Genomic DNA, 17,406 nt, shown 5'->3' on the forward strand with positions numbered 1-17,406 from the left:
CACAGTGGGCTTGGGCGCGTAGTCTGAAACGACCTGTGAAGGACCTCGAATGGTGATTGCGAAGGAACCCGACGAACGCGAGGACACGCATCTGCGCCTCGCAGAGTTGGTGCGGGAGCTCTACAGCCGACCCGACGCGGACACCGTGATCGCGGAGTTGGCCGAACACGCGGCCGTGGAGATTCCTGGAGCCCAGTACGCCGGCATCACCATCACCCGCAAGTCGAACAGCGTCGAGACGCCAGCGGCAACGCACATGTACCCCATGCTGCTGGACAAGATCCAGCAGCGACACCAGGAGGGCCCGTGTTTGACCGCGGCGTGGGACAAGAAGGTCGTCTACGTCGCCGATCTGCAAACCGACGACCGGTTCCCGCGCTATCGCCAAGACGCGTTGGCGGAGACGCCGATTCGCTCGATCATGGCGTTTCAGTTGTTCATCGAGGACGAGACGATGGGCGCGCTCAACGTCTATTCGGAGGAACCCGACGCCTTCGGTGACCAAGCCCGGAGCCTGGGGTTGGTCTTCGCCGCGCATTCCTCGGTGGCCTGGAATGCCGCTCGCCGCGACGAGCAATTCAAGCGCGCCCTGGCCAGCCGGGACACCATCGGACAGGCCAAGGGCATGATGATGGAACGCTACGGCGTCGACGCGGTGCAGGCCTTCGACTTGTTGCGCAAGCTTTCTCAGGATTCCAACGTGCCGCTGATCAAGATCGCGAAGGAGATCGTCGACCAGCCGCGCCCCTGAGCGTGCACCGCGTCAACGAGAGATCACTCGCGGAACCTCGGGGTTCGCCGGCTCGACCCGCGGCCGGGGCACTTCGATGTTGTTCTCCTGCACCAGGACCGGGTCTCCGACCTTGACGTGTTCGAAGTACCATTCGGCATCTTCGGGACTGAGGCTGATGCACCCGTGGCTGACGTTCTCGTGCCCCAGTGAGTTGATCGCCCACGGTGCCGAATGCACGAAGATGCCGCGCCTGGTGAGCCGGACCGCCCATTCCACGTCGAGTAGGTAGCCGTCGTCGGCGGTCACGGGGATGCCCACGCTGCTCGAATCCATTTTCACGTCGCGTTCTTTGGCCAACACGGGGAAGGTTCCCACGGGCGTCGGATACTCAGGCCGGCCCATGGACGCCGGGAAGACCCCGGGCTCACCGAAGAAGGGGCGGTGGTGCGGCGAAGGCAGTTTGTCGGGTGGGACGCCGTCGATGGTGACCGTGAAGGTGTGATCGGCGATATTGGCAACGCCGATCACCGCGGCGCCGGTCGCGATATTCGTCTTGAAGCCTCCGACAGACAACGCGATAGTGCTGTGGGCGGGCCAGAACTCGTCGGGGGACCAATAGACGGTCTTGGCGTCGAGCCACTCGAACGTGCCCGTCATCGGTGGCGTCGAGGAGATATCGAGCAGCCGCTCGGCCGCATCCCTGTCGACGACGGATTGCTTGAACGTCACCACCACGGGGTGTGCGATCCCGACGACCTGACCCTCGGCAGGCAAGATGGAGGCAATGGAGCTTCTCACCGCCTGACTAGCGGCCGCCGCACCTTCTCCGGCCGGCCCCACCACCACACTGGTGGCGATGACGACAGCAGCAAGAACACACCGAAGTACAGCACGCAATCTTGGTGCCTCCCTTGAAATTACAACGATGTCAATAATGGTAGGTCAGCCCGAGCGCTTTACAACCAAGAGCGCGTAGGCAATTCGATTAAGGCTCCGTCACGGTTCGGCCACGACGTCCGTCTTGTCCGGTTCTAGCTCAAATACCCTGTCAGCCAATGAATTCGGCCCGGCGGCGAGACTTGCTCGCCGCCGGGCCAAACCGGAGGGACTATCCTCGGTGGGCCGTCAGGTCACCGGTCCTGGCGGAGTGGGCTGACCCGGCACGGGCGCTCCGGGCGCCGGCGGACGGGATGGGTCTCCCTTGCCCTTTCCGGCCAGTCCACCCATCTCCGTGAGCGGAGCGCCGACCACCGCGGGAGCGCCGCCCACGATCGGAGCTCCGGCCACCGGCGGCACCAGCGGCGGGGGCACAAGCGGTGGCACCAGGGGCGGCGGCACCAGAGGCGGCACCAGTGGCGGCGGCACGACGGGTGGCACCAGAGGCGGCGCGACAGGCGGCGGGCCGGGAAGTGCCATCGGCACGCCGGCCATGTCCGTCAGCGGAGCACAAACAGGTGCCCCCGGCGCTCCGGCAGGGGCTTGCCCGGTCGCCGATTCGACGCACTCATATCCCCCGGCCAAGGCGCTCGGACTCAGTGCGATGGCCACTCCGATGGCCGCACCGATCAGTCCAGCCCCCACAGCTGCCGCGATGTTGACTCCTTTAAAGGTCGTCATCGACGTTGATCCCTCCACTCACGCTCACACTTTCGTTCAACCGAGGCAGCAGACCTTGCATGCCGTACCGAGGTCGCGTCCATACGACCGCGTTAATATCAGCAGGTAGTCGCCACAGACACGCCACGCCGCACCGCGCCGTTTCCAAACGGTGACCGGTTCGGCATGGTAGAGCCGCATTGGACGGCGGCGGCGGCTTCAATCCCGTTCTCACCTGCGGTTCTGCTGGGTATCACCGGCGCGTACAGATCACGATCGCGAGATGCATTCAAGGGGATCTCGGGGTTTCGGCCCTATTGACCACGGGCATCACTGTCGCGACAGGTCAGGACAACAGAGGTTGGTATGTGATGACGGTGGAATCGAGACCTAGCGCCGACGCGTCGGTCGGCGAGTTGATGAGCCAGTTGTCGACGCAGACGTCGCGGTTGATCCGCGACGAAATGCGGTTGGCGCAGAAGGAATTTCAGGAGTCGGCCAAGCACGCCGGGATCGGCGCGGGCTTGTTCAGCGTGGCGGGGCTGCTGGCCTTCTTCGGCGCGGCGACGTTGATCGCTGCGGGTGTGGCGGCGTTGTCTCTGGTGCTGCCGGTGTGGGCCGCGGCGCTGATCGTTGCGGCGGTGCTGTTCGCGATCGCGGGAATTGCGGCACTGCTGGGACGTAAAGAGGCGCAAGAGGTCACCCCGGCGGCGCCGAAAACCGTCGAGACGGTGAAAGCCGACATCCAGGAATTGAAGGACGCACGGTCATGACCGCACCGACTCCCCGCCCCGAGCCAGGACCAGATGCCGGCGTCGACGACATTCAGGCCGATATCGAGCAGACCCGCCACGAACTGGGCGAAACGGTTGAGGCGCTGCAGGCCAAGTTGGATGTGAAGACGCGCGCGAAGGAAAAGGTCGACGAGACCAAGGATCGCGTCGTTGAGAAGGCGGACACACTGCGGCATACGGCCACCGACAACCCGAAGCAGACGGTGCCGGTCGCGGCGATCGTCGCGATCCTCGCGGTGGTCGGGATCATCGTGTGGCGGCGAAGACGCTAGGGCGTCCGTTACGACCCGAAGCGAAAGCGACGCCCGGTGACACGTCGCGGAAGCACGCGGATGTAATGGTCCTTGGTGTGCGCGGTCCACGGCAGTACTTGCGCGCTTTTCGCTTCCTCGAGGTCGTCATCGTCGTGAACGGTGCGTGCGACGCCCCGAACGATCACGCTCCAACCTTCGGCGACGTTGTGGTCGTCGGCTTCGAAGAGCACGTCGCGGTTGACCGCCGTGCTGACCAACTTGGTGCCCTGCGCCGTGCGAAACAGCAGCGTCTTGCGCTGGACGACGAAGTTCACCGGAAAGATCTCGGGAATCCCGTCAGCGCTGGTGACCAGTCGCCCCAATGACACGCTGCCCAACAGGTTCCAGCATTCGCTTTCGGGAAGGATCTCGCCGGGCGGCTTCTCTTCAGACATGACGGCCTGCGTATCGCGAAATGATCACCAAAGACATGAAGGTGAGTCTAGGGAGGCGGGACGCGGCGCGTCGTGGTGAAGGGGTGGTCCCGGCTGGGTTCGAACCAGCGACCTTCCGCGTGTGAGGCGGACGCTCTCCCACTGAGCTACGAGACCGGAGAGTCGACCGAATGGCCGAACGACGTCGAAGACTAGCACGATAGGGGGTCGCGCCCCGAATCTGCCCGACGGGATCCACCCAGCTGACTTCCTTGTTTCCAGGTGGTCGCTGCGGCATGTCGGGCTAGGGTCACGCGATGGCCGGTGTGCGCGGTTGGATCTGGTTGATCACCTGCGGTGCGGTGCTGACGGCAGTCGCTGGCTGCGGCGAGTCACCGCCCGCCGAAGTGGCGCCGGCGCCGAGTCCGAACCAAACCAAGGCGGTGGCCAAGCCTGGGGCTCCGTCGTCGACGCCGGCGGCTTCGCCGGCGCGCGAGGTGACCGAGCTGACGGGCTTCATCTCGCCGTCGGGAAACGTGGGCTGCATGATCGACAGCGACTTCGTCCGCTGCGACATCATCGACCGGCAGTGGTCTCCCCCGCCGCGGCCCGCCGACTGCGAGTTCGACTACGGCCAGGGCATCTCGCTGGCGCGTGGTGAGGGCCCGGAGTTCGTCTGCGCGGGTGACACGGCGTTCGGCGCCGACGAGGAACTCGGCTACGGCGACGCGATCCGGGCGGGCGCGCTGCGATGCGAGAGTGCCGAGGCGGGCATCACATGCCGCGACGACAGCTCGGGGCGGGGATTCTTCGTCTCACGCGAGTCGTACCAGCTGTTTTGAGATGTGAACGGGCAGAGACGCACCGGCGAACGTCGGGATTTGTGCAGCTACACTTTGGTGGACTATCGTCGTCCTTCGCGACGGGCGACGAGTCGTTCGTGGCGCGCGGATGTAGCGCAGTTGGTAGCGCATCACCTTGCCAAGGTGAGGGTCGCGGGTTCGAATCCCGTCATCCGCTCGAAGGTGCAGTGGCATCAAGCCCAGCGGTGGAGTGGCCGAGTGGTGAGGCAACGGCCTGCAAAGCCGTGCACACGGGTTCGATTCCCGTCTCCACCTCTACGAAGGTTCGGCGCGATTAGCTCAGCGGGAGAGCGCTTCCCTGACACGGAAGAGGTCACTGGTTCAATCCCAGTATCGCGCACCACAGTTTGTACAGGTCAGGCCCGGTTTTTGCCGGGCCTTCGCTGTATCCGCGCGACCAAGGTGCACCCACGCGGCATGAACGTCCCCGGAGATGCGCAACAAGGACTCATCGCCGCCTAGAACAAGGCGCTGGGCACAACTGAGCTGAACGCGCGCACACCTTCGATAGCCCGGCGTGAGATTGCGCATGCCGGGCGGACCGAACAAACGCGCGCATCCCCGTCAAGTCGGGATCGCCGCGGCGACAACCCCAGGGGAAACCCTGTTTCCTCGACCACAGCGAGCGGCCCACGCTAAGTACATGTTGATTTGGACGAAACTCGCGGTGACGCTGCTGCTCGCCGGGCTCACCTTGGTGTTGTCGGGGTGCATAACATTCCCCCCTGGGACTTTCTGCACGGCACCCTTCGGTTGCGGCTGATCAGCCCCCGAATACAAAAGAAGGGATGGCGGTCGCAGCGCCGAACCGCCGCACCGTAGTAAATGGGTCGGTAATACCGCGGAGAAAGCGGAACTGACTCCGCCGGGTGCTCGCGGTCCGGAAGCGCGGCGACTCCCGCGCTACCACCAGTGATGCACCGGCCTCGCCGCGGGGCGAAGTACCATCCCCGCTTGTCGCAGACGCGGGCTGCGGCCTCGCGATTTGTCTATGCACCCAGAAAGACAGTGACTCGTCCTCGGCCCCATCAGCCGAAAGCTCGGCCTGCTTCCCTTTCGCGCTTGCGGAGGTCGTCTGTTTCAGCGCCGGCGGCCCAGCTATCCGAGCCAGTTATCGGGTGCGCGGCCGATCTGCTCTCGCCATGCGCCTTGCTGACGTAGGCGATATATTTGCCCCGACTCAATAACCTGCACGGGGGGCTCTCGCATGACGCGATCACTCGCTGGTCCTGCTGCAGTCCGATCCCTCCCTCCGACTCCGGCTGAATGCAACCACCGCGTCGCGGAATGCCAACGCAATGCGAGTGGCTCGTCCATCCAAGATGTGGGCGATGTTGATAAGTCCCCGCTGGACCGCCTTCGACCGGCATCCCCTGCGGCTGTGGACAATCCGATCAGTCTGGCCGGCTTCGGCGACAGCACCAGACGAGCGCCTCTCGCCGGAAAAGCCCTGAGGAGTATGCGTCCCGTGGAATCGGGGTATTACCGACTTGCTCCGGCGGCCGAATACCTCGTAACCAGCCACTTCTGCAGCCCGCCACTCCGCTGCCGTCGATCTGATGACCTATGAAGAAGTATTAGCCAGGAAGGGAACCGCACATGAAGAAGATCGCCATCGTCACCGGGGGGATGGCCGTCACCGGTCTCATCGCCGCCGCGCCGGCGTCCGCCGAACCGGGCCAGGTGAGCTGCTCGCCGTGTGCCTTCACCACCACCGGCAACAGCTACGTCGGGGAGCTTGTCGGAGGTTGGGCCGCGGCACCCGGGCAGATTCTCGAGGGCTGGGCGGCGGCACCCGGCGAGCTCGTCTCAGGGTGGGCCGAGGCACCGGGCAAACTCGTCCAAGGCTGGGCCGAAGCACCCGGAAAACTCGTCCAGGGCTGGGCCGAAGCGCCCGGAAAACTCGTCTCAGGTTGGGCATCCATTCCCAGCAAGCTCGGGCCGCAAAGCTGGGAAAGCAACACCCCGGATGAGGGCGAGGACACTGAGGCGGCGGCCCCGGCGCCCTCGTCGGACCCGGAGTAACCGAAGGCTCCCGGAGAAGCAGCTTCGCGTCAGCTTGGGCGGCGCGCCTGCCGCCACGACCGCACCGATCGGGTCTGCCGGCCGCGGCGTGATCACGTTATTCCGACGCCGGCCCCCGGCTCCGTCATGCCGGCGTGCCACGGCAGCCAGGACGCGCAGTGTGACACCGCCGCCCTATAGGGAGTCGCAAGGACGATCCGACTAGTCGCCTACCCGAATCGGCTCAAATGCAGACCGGCGCTACACCATCCGTCACGCAGACGCAGCTTGACGTAGTGAATGGGACCAGCGTCAGCACCAGGACTATCGCGAGTTTTTTCATCAATACAGTCAGCCCTCCGTAGAAGTCTTCGTCAGGATTGCCTCAGCACCAGGGGTCGCTGGCGGGCTGGGTCGTAGCCAGGTCGTCGAATGACGATGTACGCCAGCGTATTCGGACCCCCGAGGTCATCTCGGAGGGCGGCCTCGTGACCGGGCGCCGCACGGGGCGTGAGGCCATTACCGCCCATGGCGAATAACGCCGTGTGGCGCGCTGCTGCGACGGCATTGCCTCAAGCCGGCGGCGCATTCCCAAATCGCAGCCGATGTGGCGCGCGACGTCGGCCGCAGAAAGACGCCCAATTCAGCGCCTGCCGAAGCTACCGACCCGATACCGTTCATGATCCATCGAGCTACGGACGCTCGGATTCACGCCGAACCGGAGCCTGCTCATCGACGGCGCGGTCAGCACCGATGCCATCGCATCATGCGCGAGGGCATCGGCGACCGAAATGCCTTCTCGGAAAACGCAACCGGCTAGGCCGACACCCAGGCCGGCGGGCCGTGGCTTATCCGACGCCGATGGCGACCAGCGAGAAAATCGGCGTGCATCCCGTCGCCGTCAATGCAACAAGGCCGAGTGCGGAGACAACGCTGATCTTCCGGAGGAACCCCGACATTCCATACTCCAATCGTGTCGTGTTATCCCCCCTCGCTCGGATGCTACACAGAAATTGACGTCGTCGGCAGTTCAAACTTCACCGGCCTACTCTTTTGCTGAATCTGCATTTACTCGTGCGGTTTCGCTAGTGCTGTCCGGGCATATGCTTAGCCCATCAAGGCAAGTAGCGGGCACTCGCGCTGCTGGCTAAAGGTACGCGTCCATACTGAAAGCAGGTCATCTCAAAGTTCCTGCGAAGGTAATATGCTTGTGCAGCAATAGTATTGACGTACACGCTCGGGGTCGAAAGACCACGATCCAACGAGACGGCTAGCAAGCGTCGAAATCAATAGTTGACACTTTGTCCGTCGAGTGTCAACCCTCCTCAGGGCTTCCCTGGCAAGTTCGCCGGACCCCCACCGGGTGGGTCCAAAATTTGCGAAAACTGCACGTTCACGTACGAAACTTGCGCAACAGCTGTCACAAAAACGGAACAAAAACTTGGTTACGTCGCCGCGAGACATCGGACAGACGCCGTTGCGCGAGACCCCGCCTCAACCCCTTGCGTCGGCCGACCCTCGCGCCCAACCCCCGCATGACTTCGCGTCAGGCGTACCTCGATCGCGGCGCTAATCCGTCTCTACGCCGTAGCCACCACGGAGATCCTTATGGGCGGCCTTCAAGAGTTGCTTGCAGAGCTCCACCAGCGCCTCGACGTCAAGTTCCGACTCATCGCCGAGTCTCTTGAGCCACGAGCCCTCTTCTTCTTTGAGCTCATCCCACTTGCGCTCCGCAAAAATTGCTTGTTCGTCGGTCGGCGCGAGGTCGCTTGCGGTCTGGATGAGGCGCCTCTTGCATGCATCCAGTTGTGCCAAGGAGTAGCCGTGCTCACGGAACTGGCGGTCCCATTCGTCGAGCATCAACTCCGTGAGGTCGCGAACCGGCTCCGCGGCATAGATCATCAACTCAGCTATTCCGTCATCCATACCCAGCCGCACACGGAATTCATACAGCTGCCGGATGGCCTCGGCCCGCCGTTGGCTAAGGCTTTGTTCGGCTCCAGCTAGATGCTCGGCCCCGCGCTTGAGGTGCAGAGTCGCTGAGATGAGGCGCTTCAACGCCGCCTTCTTGTCCTCACCAGCCCGCTTCTCGTAGTCCAGGACCAGAGCGTGATCCCGTTCCTCTTTCTTGGTTCTCGCGTCGATGCGCTTGGTCCAGATCGCCACGGCCGCAGTCGATGTGACAGACGCGAACGGCACCAGCGTGCTCGTCACCGTGGTCGCCCAACTCATCGGATCGAGCGTCGTCGTCGGACCTGCACAGAGGCGCCGCAGGTGTACATGTCGCAGTGGTGATTTCCCACGCCGGTCAGTCTGCCTGACCTGGCCTGAGCGCAGGAAAGGTTTCGACCTATCGCGGCTATCCGAACGCCGGCTCAGCGCGTACTACACCATGGCGGCGACGAACGACAGCAGCGCGAGTATCAGGATGACGAGCCCGACCAGGACGCAGAAGGCGCCGGTCGCGGTCAGCTTCTCGGGCCGCTGTGCGTCGTCGTTCAGCATGTCTTTGACTGACGTCTTCATCCGCGCGAACAGCTCTCTCCACGAGATGCGCCCCAGACCCTCTCGAGTGGCCGCCGGCTCGCGACCAGGCTCGTCGGGTACCGTGCCGACGCCGTTGCCGTAGAGCACGACACCGAACACGATGAAAACAGCCGCCGACATCAGTAGCACCACCGCGATTGCAATCAATTGCCGCGTTCCTCACCGAATCGAAAGTCGTAGGGCCGAACGTCTCGTGACGCGCAGTCACGTGCCGTCGGTTACAAGTGAGGCTTCCCGGTGATCGCGAAGTTGAATCGCGACCACCTTCGGTGTTCTGCCGTCCGGTGGCGGGAAAAGGCTCGGCGGCCGTGTCGCACCTACTACGATTTGCGGAGACCGACCGGTCCTGACATCGAGGGTGGGACATGATTCGCCAACTGCTCGCCGCCGCCGCGATCGCCGGCGCCGCCATCTGCGCGGCGCCGTTCGCCTCCGCTGATGACACCGACTACCCCGACACCCCGGGCCGCTACGCCTCCGACGTACCGGGCATGAACTACGACGCCCACCTCACCGGGCCGTGCTTCAACCTCGAGCGGTTCACCTTCGGACGCGGCCCTGGCGGCGAAGTCCTCCAGTGCCGCTGGATCGAGAACCAGTGGCCACCCATCCCGACCAATCAGGGTTTCTGGCAAGCCTCGTACGAGCTGTTCGGCGTTCAGGACGTCGGCGCGCCCTGCCCCAAGCCTCAAGCCGCCGCCCAGTCTCCCGACGGCCGCCCGATGCTGTGCCTCGGCGCGCGCGGATGGCAGCCGGGCTTCTTCACTCGCGAAGGCTTCTTCCCGAGATAGACCACCGGGAGAGATCGTCAGGCCCGCAACGTCTCGCTCGGCGGGGTGCCGTAGGTGCGCTTGTACACACCGCTGAATCGGCCGGCGTGGGTGAAGCCCCACCGCCCCGCGATCGCCATCACGGTGTCGCTGCGCGGGTCGGCTGTTTGCAGTTCGCGGTGGGCTCGATCGAGTCGCACGCCCCGGAGATACTCCAGCGGGGTGGTGCCCAGATGCCGGCGAAACGCGTACTGCACCGAGCGCGGCGTCACATTGACGGCAGTGGCAATATCTCTGAGTGTTATTTCCCTGTGGGCATTCTCGTTGATGAACGAAATCGCGCGCCGCAGCAAGGCGGACTGAACACGAGCCGGGTCCACATGGTTGTGCATAGCAACTGGCGAATACCCCGACCGCAACGACCGAAACTGCTTCCGACACCTTTCACACGCGAGGCATGATTTGCTGATGACTGATCGCATCGAAGTCCAGCGGACCATCGCCGCACCCCCAGCCGACATCTTCGCCGTGCTGACCGACCCCCAGGGTCATGTCGCGATCGACGCGTCAGGGATGTTGCAGGACGCCGAGGGGGAACCGGTTCGCGCCGCCGGAGACAGCTTCGTCGTGCACATGGACCGCGAAGCGCTCAACGACTTCCCCATGGGCAAGTACGACGTCACCGTCTCGATCCGCGAGTTCGAGCAGGACAGTCTGATCTCGTGGACGATCCTGGGCCGGATCCGCCCGCAGATCGGCCACGTCTACGGCTATCGCCTCGAACCGACCGCCGACGGCACGCTGGTGACGTCGTTCTACGACTGGTCGAACATCGACCAGCACTGGCGCGACGCGGGCATCTTCCCCGTCATCTCCGAGAGCGCGCTGCGCGCGACGCTGGGCATCCTCGACCGCACGGTCAGACGTGGATATCCGCGAGCGTCAACCACCAGTTGACGGGCCTGGCTCGTCAACCTAGGGTTGACGCTATGACGCAGCCCGCCAAGATCACCAATCCGGTCCGGCTCGACGACCTCATCGACGTCATCAAGACCGTGCACTCCGAACCCCTCGACCAGCTCACCGACGCGGTGCTGGCCGCGGAGTCACTCGGCGAGATCGCCGACCACCTGATCGGCCACTTCGTCGATCAAGCCCGCCGCTCGGGGGCATCGTGGACCGACATCGGCAAGTGCATGGGCGTCACCAAGCAGGCCGCGCAGAAGCGCTTCGTCCCGAAGACACCCACCGACGCCGAACTCCTGGACCCCAACGCGGGCTTCAACCGGTTCACCCCCCGCGCCCGCAATGTCGTCGTCGAGGCCCAAAACCTCGCGCACGCAGCCGGCAATCCCGAGATCGGATCCGATCACCTGCTGCTGGCGCTGTTCAAGGATCCCGACGGCCTGGCCGCCAAGCTGCTCGCCGGGCAAGGTGTCGACTCGGATGCGGTGTCGAAGGTGGTGTCCCTGCCGCCGCGGGTGGAGGGGGAGCTTCCCCCGCTGATCCCGTTCGATGGCGCCGCCAAGAAGGTGCTCGAGCTGACGTTTCGTCAGGCACTTCGCCTGGGGCACAACTACGTCGGGACCGAGCACATCCTGCTGGCGCTGTGGGAGGCCGAGGCCGACGACGGCCCCCTGCACCGTGCGGGCGTCGACAAGGACCGCTTCGAAACCGAACTCCTCGACGCGCTGCTGGCGTTTTCCCAAGACTGATCTCACACCTCTCGGCTTTTCGACGTCTTCATGATGTGAGGGGTGCGACCGTTCGAAGAGGTGGTGGCCGAGCACGGTGCGACCGTGCTGCGGGTCTGCCGCGCGGTCGTCGGACCCGTCGACGCCGAGGACGCGTGGTCGGAGACGTTCCTGTCCGCACTGCGCGCCTATCCGCAGTTGCCGGTCGACGCCAATGTCGAGGCGTGGCTCGTCACGATCGCGCACCGGCGCGCCCTCGACATCGGCCGGGCCCGCTCCCGAAGGCCCACGCCCACCGACCCGATGCCGGACCGGCCGTCACCGCGGGCAGACCCCGCGTCACGTGACCCCGATCTGTGGGACGCCCTGGCGCGACTACCCGCCAAGCAGCGCCAGGCCGTCGCCTACCACCACATCGCGGGGCTGCCGTTCACCGAGATCGCCAAGCTGCTCGGCAACTCCCCCGACGCCGCCCGCCGCGCCGCGGCCGACGGCATCAAGACCCTGCGCAAGATCTACCGTGAGGACCAAAGCCGATGACCGCCAAGCTGTTTGATGAACTGCCCGCCGACAGCGAAACTCTGGCCCGGTTGCACCGACGACTGGAACACACCGCCGACGAGCAGGGTGTGCTCGACATCGCTTACCGCATGATCGACAGCCCCGTCGGCCCGCTCCTTCTGGCCGCTACGCCGGTCGGACTGGTCCGCGTCGCGTTCGACGTCGAGGGCCACGACGCGGTGCTCGCCCGGCTGGCGGAGGTCGTCAGTCCGCGCATCCTCGAAGCTCCCGCCCGACTGGACACCGTCGCGAGCCAACTCGACGAGTACTTCGCCAAGCAACGCACCGCGTTCGACCTGCCTGTCGACCTACGGCTGGCCGCGGGTTTCCGGCGCAGCGTGATCGAACACCTCCGCGACATCGGCTATGGACAGCGCGCGAGCTACGCGAACGTCGCCGCCGCCGTCGGCAACCCCCGCGCGGTGCGCGCGGTGGGCAGCGCGTGCGCCCATAATCCCCTGCCCGTGGTGATTCCCTGCCATCGCGTTGTGCGCTCGGACGGCTCGCCCGGACAGTACGTCGGCGGCCCGCACGCGAAGTCGACGCTGCTAAGCCTCGAGGCCGCCTGAGGGAACTCGCCCTGGAGCTGTGGACATCCTGACCTGGAAGCGTCTGTAACAGGTTTCAGTTTGTGCGATCATTCGGGGATGCGTCGCTGGTTCGTGCTCCTCGTGGTCGCCATGGCGGCTGCCGCCGGGATTGTCGCTGCCCCCGCATCGGCGGTCACCGCCCCGATCGGCAGGCTCGGCGACACGTTGCAGGTGAAGTTCAAGGGTTTGGTCGCCGACATCACCGTGCACAGCATCGATCCGTCGCCGATCCCACCCGGCTTCGGCTATGCCCCGCGCCCCCCGCGTCAGCAGGTCTGGCGGGCTTGGGTGACCGTGCATTCCGTCCAGGTGCCCACCCCGTACGCGCAGTCGATCACCTACAGCTTCCGCGGTGTGACGCCCACGGGCGACAGCTACGAACCGCGGAACACCGACGCTCCCGACGCGCTGCAGGCGCAGCTGACCAACGCCCCCGCCGGCTCCACGGTCAGCGGTGCGGTGTTCTGGGACTGCTACCGCGACCTGGTGTCCAACGTGGTGCTGCTCGACAAGATCACCGGCGAGCACCTGGCGCAGTGGAACGTGTAGTCGCCGTTGGGCATTGAGGTCACCGCGGCTGTCGAAGCCGACCTGCCTGAACTCGCCGACGTCGCCGCCCGCACGTTTCCGCTTGCCTGTCCCCCGGCGGTGACGCCCGACAACGTCGCGGCGTTCATCGCAGAGAACCTGTCGGAATCGCGCTTCCGCGACTACCTCGTCGACCCCGACCGCGTGGTGCTCGTCGCGCGGACCGGTCCGTCAATCACCGGCTATGCCATGTTGATTCGCGGGGTGCCCGACGATTCCGACGTTCAGCGCGCGGTCGAGCCGCGGCCGGCGGTCGAGGTGTCGAAGATCTATGTGCTGCCCGAGCACCACGGCAGCGGTGTGGCCACGGCGCTGATGCAGGCGACGCTAGAGGTGGCCGAGGGGCTGGGCGCCGCGGTGGTGTGGCTGGGCGTCAACCAGCAGAACCAGCGCGCGCAGCGGTTCTACGCCAAGCACGGATTCGCGATCAGCGGCACCAAGACGTTCCGGTTGGGCGCGGCCGTCGAGAACGACTACGTGATGGTGCGGACGCTGTAGCGGGGGGCCGAGTGTGGGCTCGACGCACGTGTCGGCCGTCGACAGCGTGCGGGTAACCCACGTTCGCGATCAAAGGGGAGGCCGCGACAGCGCGAGCAACCGGGACGTCGCGCGCAGGTACTTCTTGCGGAACCCGCCCGCCAGCATCTCGTCGCTGAACAGCGTGTCGAGCTTGGCGCCAGACGCCACGACCGGGATCCCCGCGTCGTACAGCCGGTCGGTCAACGACACCAGCCGCAGCGCCACATTCTGGTCGTCGACCGTGTGCACCCCGGTGAGGTAGACCGCCGCGACACCTTCGATCAACGTCAGGTAGCGCGAGGGGTGCATGGTGGCCAGATGCGCGCACAGCGCGTCGAAATCGTCGAGCGTCGCGCCCGGTGACCGCGCGGCGCGCTCGCGGACCTCGGTGTCCCCCAGCGGCTCGGGCGCGGGCGGCAGGTCACGGTGGCGGTAGTCCGGCCCGTCGATGCGCACCGTCTCGAAAATCGCCGCCAGAGTGTGGATCTCACGCAAGAAGTCCTGCGCTGCGAACCGGCCCTCCCCCAGTTGTTCGGGCAGTGTGTTCGACGTGGCGGCCACCGACACCCCGCGCTCGACAAGCTGCGAGAGCAACCGAGAGATCAGCGTTGTATTGCCCGGGTCGTCGAGCTCGAACTCGTCGATGCACACCACCACGTAGTCGGCCAGCAATTCGATGCACTCGACGAACCCGAAAACGCTTGCCAATTGGGTCAGTTCGCCGAAGGTCGCGAACGCCTTGGGTTCCGGCAGCCGGTAGTACGACGAGGCCAGCAGGTGTGTCTTGCCGACGCCGAAGCCCCCGTCGAGATACAGGCCGACACCGGGCAGCACCTCGCGGCGACCGAACAGCTTCTTCTTACCCGCGCGACGCCGCTGCGCCTGATCGCAGAACCGCAAACACTTGTCCACGGCCGCGGCCTGCGAGGGTTCGGCGGGATCGGGGATGTAGGTGTCGAAGCTGACGTCGGAGAACGTGGGTGGCGGCACGAGTTGGGCGATCAGCCGGTCCGGTGTGACGTCGGGGTGGCGGTCGACCAGATGCTGCACCGCGGCGGACCCGTCCATGCACGCACCCTATCGACGTGCTGCAATCATCTTCATGTCCGATACCGCCGCTGCGGCGCACTTCACAGTGCTCGGGCCCGACGGCGCCCGGATCGACGGCACCGACGGGCAGCTGGCCGACTTCTACGCCTACCCCGCAGACCTGGGAAGGTGCTGGGTGCGCGGCAACATGATCGCCAGCATCGACGGCGGAGCGACGGCCGGCGGCAAGACCGCGGCGCTCGGAGGGGCCGGCGATCGCAGCGTCTTCGAGCAGATGCGCTACGCCGCCGACGTAATTCTCGTCGGCGCCGAAACCGTACGCACCGAGAACTACTCCGGCGCGCAGGTGCCCGTCCCGCAGCGCGGCGCCCGGCAAGCGCGTGGACAGGCGGAGGTGCCGCCGATCGCCGTCGTCACCCGATCCGGCGAGCTCGACCCCGACACCCGGTTCTTCACCCGCACCGATGTGCCGCCGCTGATCCTGACCTGCACCGCCGCCTGCGACGCCACCCGTAAACGACTTGGCGGGGTGGCCGAGGTGATCGACGCGTCGGGACCTCGATCCGACGAGGTCGATGCGGGGACCGCCCTGCAGGCGCTGGCCGAACGCAAGCTGTTGCGGGTGCTCACCGAGGGCGGCCCGCTGATCCTGAGCCTTCTGATCGAGAGCGATCTACTCGACGAGCTGTGTCTGACGGTGGCCCCGTACCTCGTCGGCGGCAAGGCGCCGCGCATCGCGACCGGTCCCGGCGAGGTGCTGACGCGGATGCGCCCGGCGCATGTCCTGACCGACGACGACGGCTATCTCTACACCCGCTACGTACGGCTCGGCTGAGCCGCGGGTCAGTACTGTGGTCGGCATGCATCGGCGTGGTCAGCTGGTTCGGCTTGTCAGCCTGGCGACCGTCGTGGCGTTCGTCGCGGCGTGCGCGCCGGGTCTTGCCGCCAATCCCCGCTTCGCCACCGACTCCGGGGCGGGTCCTCAGGGCGAGCCCGAAACGACCAACCCCGCCGAGGGCCCGCCGGCCATCGAGGCACCGAAGAACGACCTGGCCTGGCGGGACTGCACCTCGCGGGTGTTCAGCGACGCCGCCGTGCCCGCCGTGCCGGGTGTGACGCTGGACTGCGCCACCTATGACGCCGACCTCGACCCGATCAACGGCGCGTCGGGTTCGCTCAGCATCGGCGTGGTGCGCGCCCGCGGCCCGCAGACCCCCGGAGACGCCGGTCCCGTGGTGATGACCACCGGCTCGGATCTGCCGTCGTCACTGCAGCTGCCGGTGTGGTTGTCGCGCGCGGGCACCGACGTGCTCAACAGCCACCCGATCGTCGCCGTCGACCGCCGCGGCATGGGCATGTCCGGCGCACTGGACTGCCGCGATCTGTTCGACCGCCAGGAGATGCTCGACCAGGCACAGTTCCAGTCCGGCGACGACCCGGTGGCGAATCTGGGGGCCATCGTGCAGACCGCGACAACCAGCTGCACCGACACCATCGCCCCCGGCGATTCGGCTTACGACAACTCCCACGCCGCCGAGGACCTCGAGCGGTTGCGCAGCACCTGGGACGTGCCAGCACTGGCACTGCTGGGCGTCGGAAACGGTGCGCAGGTGGCACTCGCGTACGCCGGGTCGCACCCCAACAAGGTCGCGCGCCTGGTACTCGATTCCCCCCTGCCGCTGGGTATCGCCGCCGAAGCGGCGATGGAGCAGCGGGTCAAGGGCGAGCAGGCCGCATTGAACGCCTGGGCCGCGCAGTGCGCCGCGAGCAACTGCGCGTTGGGCCCGGACCCGAAGGGAGCGGTCGACGCGCTGCTGTCGGCCGCACGTCAGGGTCGCGGCCCCAACGGCGCTGCCGTCGCGACCGTCACCAACGCGATCTCCACCGCGCTGGCCTACCCCCGCGGCGACCGCATCGAGTCGAGTAATGCGCTGGCAACCGCGATCGCGGCCGCGCAGTCGGGTGATCCCGCGCCGTTCACCGAGCTGATCGCGCGGGCCGAGAGCCTGCGCAACACCGACGGCCAGTTCGTCAACGGGTGCAGCGACTCGCTGAACCGGCCCACCCCGAATCGGGTCCGCGAGTTGGTCGTGGAATGGAACAAGCTGTATCCGCAGTTCGGGACGGTCGGCGCGCTGAACCTGGTCGATTGCCTGAACTGGCCGAGCGGTGCGACCCCCCAGCAGCCGGAGAACCTCAAGATCCCCGTGCTGCTGTTGGGCACCCAGAACGACCCGATTGTGGGCAACGAGGGCGTCGCCGCGGTCGCGGCCACGGTGATCAACGCCGGCTCGGCCAACAGGCGGGTGATGTGGCAGGGCATCGGGCACGGAGCCTCGATCTACTCACCGTGCGCGCTGCCGCCGGTCCTGGGTTACCTCGACAGCGGCGACCTGCCGGACACCGATACGTTCTGCCCTGCCTGACGCC

Annotated in this window: 21 protein-coding genes and 4 tRNA genes; 17 read left to right on the forward strand and 8 right to left on the reverse strand. The window is 66.0% G+C overall.

Going from position 1 to position 17,406, the window contains the following annotated elements; translation table 11 throughout:
• Window positions 1-49 precede the first annotated feature (49 nt).
• Window positions 50-751 (forward strand): GAF and ANTAR domain-containing protein, encoded by a 702-nt coding sequence (locus AU072_RS22475; RefSeq protein ID WP_064415818.1) that lies wholly within the window; start codon window positions 50-52, stop codon window positions 749-751.
• A 12-nt stretch (window positions 752-763) separates the two neighbouring features.
• On the opposite strand, the gene AU072_RS22480 is transcribed toward AU072_RS22475, so the two are convergent.
• Complete coding sequence (locus AU072_RS22480) at window positions 764-1,630, reverse strand: L,D-transpeptidase (protein WP_064415819.1); 867 nt, start codon at window positions 1,628-1,630, stop codon at window positions 764-766.
• A 228-nt stretch (window positions 1,631-1,858) separates the two neighbouring features.
• The gene (locus AU072_RS27770; RefSeq protein ID WP_082680637.1) at window positions 1,859-2,350 is read right to left on the reverse strand and encodes a hypothetical protein; all 492 of its coding nucleotides are present in this window, start codon (window positions 2,348-2,350) and stop codon (window positions 1,859-1,861) included.
• A gap of 350 nt (window positions 2,351-2,700) precedes the next feature.
• Between AU072_RS27770 and AU072_RS22485 the strand changes: the two genes are divergently transcribed.
• Together AU072_RS22485 and AU072_RS22490 are read left to right on the forward strand one after the other, a co-directional pair.
• A complete protein-coding gene (locus AU072_RS22485) occupies window positions 2,701-3,102 on the forward strand; it encodes a phage holin family protein (protein WP_174523680.1) in 402 nt (133 codons plus the stop codon).
• Window positions 3,099-3,395, forward strand: a complete 297-nt coding sequence (locus AU072_RS22490) for a DUF3618 domain-containing protein (RefSeq protein ID WP_064415821.1) — start codon at window positions 3,099-3,101, stop codon at window positions 3,393-3,395. The genes AU072_RS22485 and AU072_RS22490 overlap by 4 nt, the downstream gene beginning before the upstream one ends.
• An 8-nt stretch (window positions 3,396-3,403) precedes the next feature.
• On the opposite strand, the gene AU072_RS22495 is transcribed toward AU072_RS22490, so the two are convergent.
• Complete coding sequence (locus AU072_RS22495; RefSeq protein WP_064415822.1) at window positions 3,404-3,811, reverse strand: pyridoxamine 5'-phosphate oxidase family protein; 408 nt, start codon at window positions 3,809-3,811, stop codon at window positions 3,404-3,406.
• An 84-nt stretch (window positions 3,812-3,895) separates the two neighbouring features.
• A tRNA-Val gene (locus tag AU072_RS22500) sits at window positions 3,896-3,967 on the reverse strand.
• Window positions 3,968-4,107: 140 nt separating this feature from the next.
• Between AU072_RS22500 and AU072_RS22505 the strand changes: the two genes are divergently transcribed.
• From AU072_RS22505 to AU072_RS22525, 5 genes are all read left to right on the forward strand, one after another.
• Window positions 4,108-4,632 (forward strand): DUF6636 domain-containing protein, encoded by a 525-nt coding sequence (locus tag AU072_RS22505; RefSeq protein ID WP_235630310.1) that lies wholly within the window; start codon window positions 4,108-4,110, stop codon window positions 4,630-4,632.
• 105 nt (window positions 4,633-4,737) lie between these two features.
• A tRNA-Gly gene (locus AU072_RS22510) sits at window positions 4,738-4,810 on the forward strand.
• A 27-nt stretch (window positions 4,811-4,837) separates the two neighbouring features.
• Window positions 4,838-4,908, forward strand: a tRNA-Cys gene (locus AU072_RS22515).
• A 13-nt stretch (window positions 4,909-4,921) separates the two neighbouring features.
• Window positions 4,922-4,996 (forward strand) — tRNA-Val (locus tag AU072_RS22520).
• A gap of 1,256 nt (window positions 4,997-6,252) precedes the next feature.
• Window positions 6,253-6,678 carry a hypothetical protein gene (locus AU072_RS22525; RefSeq protein WP_064415823.1) on the forward strand — a complete coding sequence of 142 codons (426 nt, stop codon included), beginning with the start codon at window positions 6,253-6,255 and terminating at the stop codon, window positions 6,676-6,678.
• 1,548 nt (window positions 6,679-8,226) lie between these two features.
• On the opposite strand, the gene AU072_RS22530 is transcribed toward AU072_RS22525, so the two are convergent.
• Window positions 8,227-8,889, reverse strand: coding sequence for a hypothetical protein (locus AU072_RS22530; protein ID WP_064415824.1), 663 nt, complete (start codon window positions 8,887-8,889; stop codon window positions 8,227-8,229).
• Window positions 8,890-9,042: 153 nt separating this feature from the next.
• On the reverse strand, window positions 9,043-9,324 hold the full coding sequence (locus AU072_RS22535; RefSeq protein ID WP_235629780.1) for a hypothetical protein: 282 nt from the start codon (window positions 9,322-9,324) through the stop codon (window positions 9,043-9,045).
• 245 nt (window positions 9,325-9,569) lie between these two features.
• Here AU072_RS22535 and AU072_RS22540 point away from each other — a divergent pair, with 245 nt between their 5' ends.
• Window positions 9,570-9,995 carry a hypothetical protein gene (locus AU072_RS22540; protein WP_064415826.1) on the forward strand — a complete coding sequence of 142 codons (426 nt, stop codon included), beginning with the start codon at window positions 9,570-9,572 and terminating at the stop codon, window positions 9,993-9,995.
• A 17-nt stretch (window positions 9,996-10,012) separates the two neighbouring features.
• Here AU072_RS22540 and AU072_RS22545 read toward each other — a convergent pair whose 3' ends face one another.
• Window positions 10,013-10,366 carry a helix-turn-helix transcriptional regulator gene (locus tag AU072_RS22545; protein ID WP_064415827.1) on the reverse strand — a complete coding sequence of 118 codons (354 nt, stop codon included), beginning with the start codon at window positions 10,364-10,366 and terminating at the stop codon, window positions 10,013-10,015.
• Between the two features lie 76 nt (window positions 10,367-10,442).
• On the opposite strand from AU072_RS22545, the gene AU072_RS22550 reads away from it, so the two are divergent.
• The 6 genes from AU072_RS22550 to AU072_RS22575 all read left to right on the forward strand — a co-directional run bounded on the left by AU072_RS22550 (window position 10,443) and on the right by AU072_RS22575 (window position 13,905).
• Complete coding sequence (locus AU072_RS22550; RefSeq protein WP_064415828.1) at window positions 10,443-10,931, forward strand: SRPBCC family protein; 489 nt, start codon at window positions 10,443-10,445, stop codon at window positions 10,929-10,931.
• Window positions 10,932-10,963: 32 nt separating this feature from the next.
• Complete coding sequence (locus AU072_RS22555) at window positions 10,964-11,689, forward strand: Clp protease N-terminal domain-containing protein (RefSeq protein WP_064415829.1); 726 nt, start codon at window positions 10,964-10,966, stop codon at window positions 11,687-11,689.
• A 42-nt stretch (window positions 11,690-11,731) separates the two neighbouring features.
• The gene (locus tag AU072_RS22560; protein ID WP_064415830.1) at window positions 11,732-12,208 is read left to right on the forward strand and encodes an RNA polymerase sigma factor; all 477 of its coding nucleotides are present in this window, start codon (window positions 11,732-11,734) and stop codon (window positions 12,206-12,208) included.
• Entirely contained in the window at window positions 12,205-12,798 is a 594-nt protein-coding gene (locus AU072_RS22565) for a methylated-DNA--[protein]-cysteine S-methyltransferase (RefSeq protein ID WP_064415831.1), read from the forward strand. The genes AU072_RS22560 and AU072_RS22565 overlap by 4 nt, the downstream gene beginning before the upstream one ends.
• Window positions 12,799-12,876: 78 nt before the next feature.
• A complete protein-coding gene (locus tag AU072_RS22570; RefSeq protein WP_064415832.1) occupies window positions 12,877-13,368 on the forward strand; it encodes a hypothetical protein in 492 nt (163 codons plus the stop codon).
• Window positions 13,369-13,374: 6 nt separating this feature from the next.
• Window positions 13,375-13,905: a GNAT family N-acetyltransferase gene (locus tag AU072_RS22575; RefSeq protein ID WP_064415833.1), complete on the forward strand. Its 531-nt coding sequence runs from the start codon at window positions 13,375-13,377 to the stop codon at window positions 13,903-13,905.
• A 69-nt stretch (window positions 13,906-13,974) separates the two neighbouring features.
• On the opposite strand, the gene zapE is transcribed toward AU072_RS22575, so the two are convergent.
• Window positions 13,975-14,994 carry a cell division protein ZapE gene (zapE, locus tag AU072_RS22580; protein ID WP_064415834.1) on the reverse strand — a complete coding sequence of 340 codons (1,020 nt, stop codon included), beginning with the start codon at window positions 14,992-14,994 and terminating at the stop codon, window positions 13,975-13,977.
• 34 nt (window positions 14,995-15,028) lie between these two features.
• Here zapE and AU072_RS22585 point away from each other — a divergent pair, with 34 nt between their 5' ends.
• Together AU072_RS22585 and AU072_RS22590 are read left to right on the forward strand one after the other, a co-directional pair.
• Window positions 15,029-15,811 carry a pyrimidine reductase family protein gene (locus tag AU072_RS22585; RefSeq protein WP_064415917.1) on the forward strand — a complete coding sequence of 261 codons (783 nt, stop codon included), beginning with the start codon at window positions 15,029-15,031 and terminating at the stop codon, window positions 15,809-15,811.
• 25 nt (window positions 15,812-15,836) lie between these two features.
• A complete protein-coding gene (locus AU072_RS22590) occupies window positions 15,837-17,402 on the forward strand; it encodes an alpha/beta fold hydrolase (protein WP_064415835.1) in 1,566 nt (521 codons plus the stop codon).
• Window positions 17,403-17,406: the final 4 nt, after the last annotated feature.

It is taken from the genome of Mycolicibacterium novocastrense (assembly GCF_001499835.1).
GTDB classification, from domain to species: Bacteria; Actinomycetota; Actinomycetes; order Mycobacteriales; family Mycobacteriaceae; genus Mycobacterium; species Mycobacterium novocastrense.

What these genes read in the sequence shown, in the direction of transcription:
- AU072_RS22475 (WP_064415818.1), top strand. Translation starts at nt 50, where the DNA reads ATGGTGATTGCGAAGGAACCCGACGAACGCGAGGACACGCATCTGCGC.
- AU072_RS27770 (WP_082680637.1), bottom strand. Translation starts at nt 2,350, where the DNA reads ATGACGACCTTTAAAGGAGTCAACATCGCGGCAGCTGTGGGGGCTGGA.
- AU072_RS22485 (WP_174523680.1), top strand. Translation starts at nt 2,701, where the DNA reads ATGACGGTGGAATCGAGACCTAGCGCCGACGCGTCGGTCGGCGAGTTG.
- AU072_RS22490 (WP_064415821.1), top strand. Translation starts at nt 3,099, where the DNA reads ATGACCGCACCGACTCCCCGCCCCGAGCCAGGACCAGATGCCGGCGTC.
- AU072_RS22495 (WP_064415822.1), bottom strand. Translation starts at nt 3,811, where the DNA reads ATGTCTGAAGAGAAGCCGCCCGGCGAGATCCTTCCCGAAAGCGAATGC.
- AU072_RS22505 (WP_235630310.1), top strand. Translation starts at nt 4,108, where the DNA reads ATGGCCGGTGTGCGCGGTTGGATCTGGTTGATCACCTGCGGTGCGGTG.
- AU072_RS22525 (WP_064415823.1), top strand. Translation starts at nt 6,253, where the DNA reads ATGAAGAAGATCGCCATCGTCACCGGGGGGATGGCCGTCACCGGTCTC.
- AU072_RS22530 (WP_064415824.1), bottom strand. Translation starts at nt 8,889, where the DNA reads ATGAGTTGGGCGACCACGGTGACGAGCACGCTGGTGCCGTTCGCGTCT.
- AU072_RS22535 (WP_235629780.1), bottom strand. Translation starts at nt 9,324, where the DNA reads ATGTCGGCGGCTGTTTTCATCGTGTTCGGTGTCGTGCTCTACGGCAAC.
- AU072_RS22540 (WP_064415826.1), top strand. Translation starts at nt 9,570, where the DNA reads ATGATTCGCCAACTGCTCGCCGCCGCCGCGATCGCCGGCGCCGCCATC.
- AU072_RS22545 (WP_064415827.1), bottom strand. Translation starts at nt 10,366, where the DNA reads ATGCACAACCATGTGGACCCGGCTCGTGTTCAGTCCGCCTTGCTGCGG.
- AU072_RS22550 (WP_064415828.1), top strand. Translation starts at nt 10,443, where the DNA reads ATGACTGATCGCATCGAAGTCCAGCGGACCATCGCCGCACCCCCAGCC.
- AU072_RS22555 (WP_064415829.1), top strand. Translation starts at nt 10,964, where the DNA reads ATGACGCAGCCCGCCAAGATCACCAATCCGGTCCGGCTCGACGACCTC.
- AU072_RS22565 (WP_064415831.1), top strand. Translation starts at nt 12,205, where the DNA reads ATGACCGCCAAGCTGTTTGATGAACTGCCCGCCGACAGCGAAACTCTG.
- AU072_RS22570 (WP_064415832.1), top strand. Translation starts at nt 12,877, where the DNA reads ATGCGTCGCTGGTTCGTGCTCCTCGTGGTCGCCATGGCGGCTGCCGCC.
- zapE (WP_064415834.1), bottom strand. Translation starts at nt 14,994, where the DNA reads ATGGACGGGTCCGCCGCGGTGCAGCATCTGGTCGACCGCCACCCCGAC.
- AU072_RS22585 (WP_064415917.1), top strand. Translation starts at nt 15,029, where the DNA reads ATGTCCGATACCGCCGCTGCGGCGCACTTCACAGTGCTCGGGCCCGAC.
- AU072_RS22590 (WP_064415835.1), top strand. Translation starts at nt 15,837, where the DNA reads ATGCATCGGCGTGGTCAGCTGGTTCGGCTTGTCAGCCTGGCGACCGTC.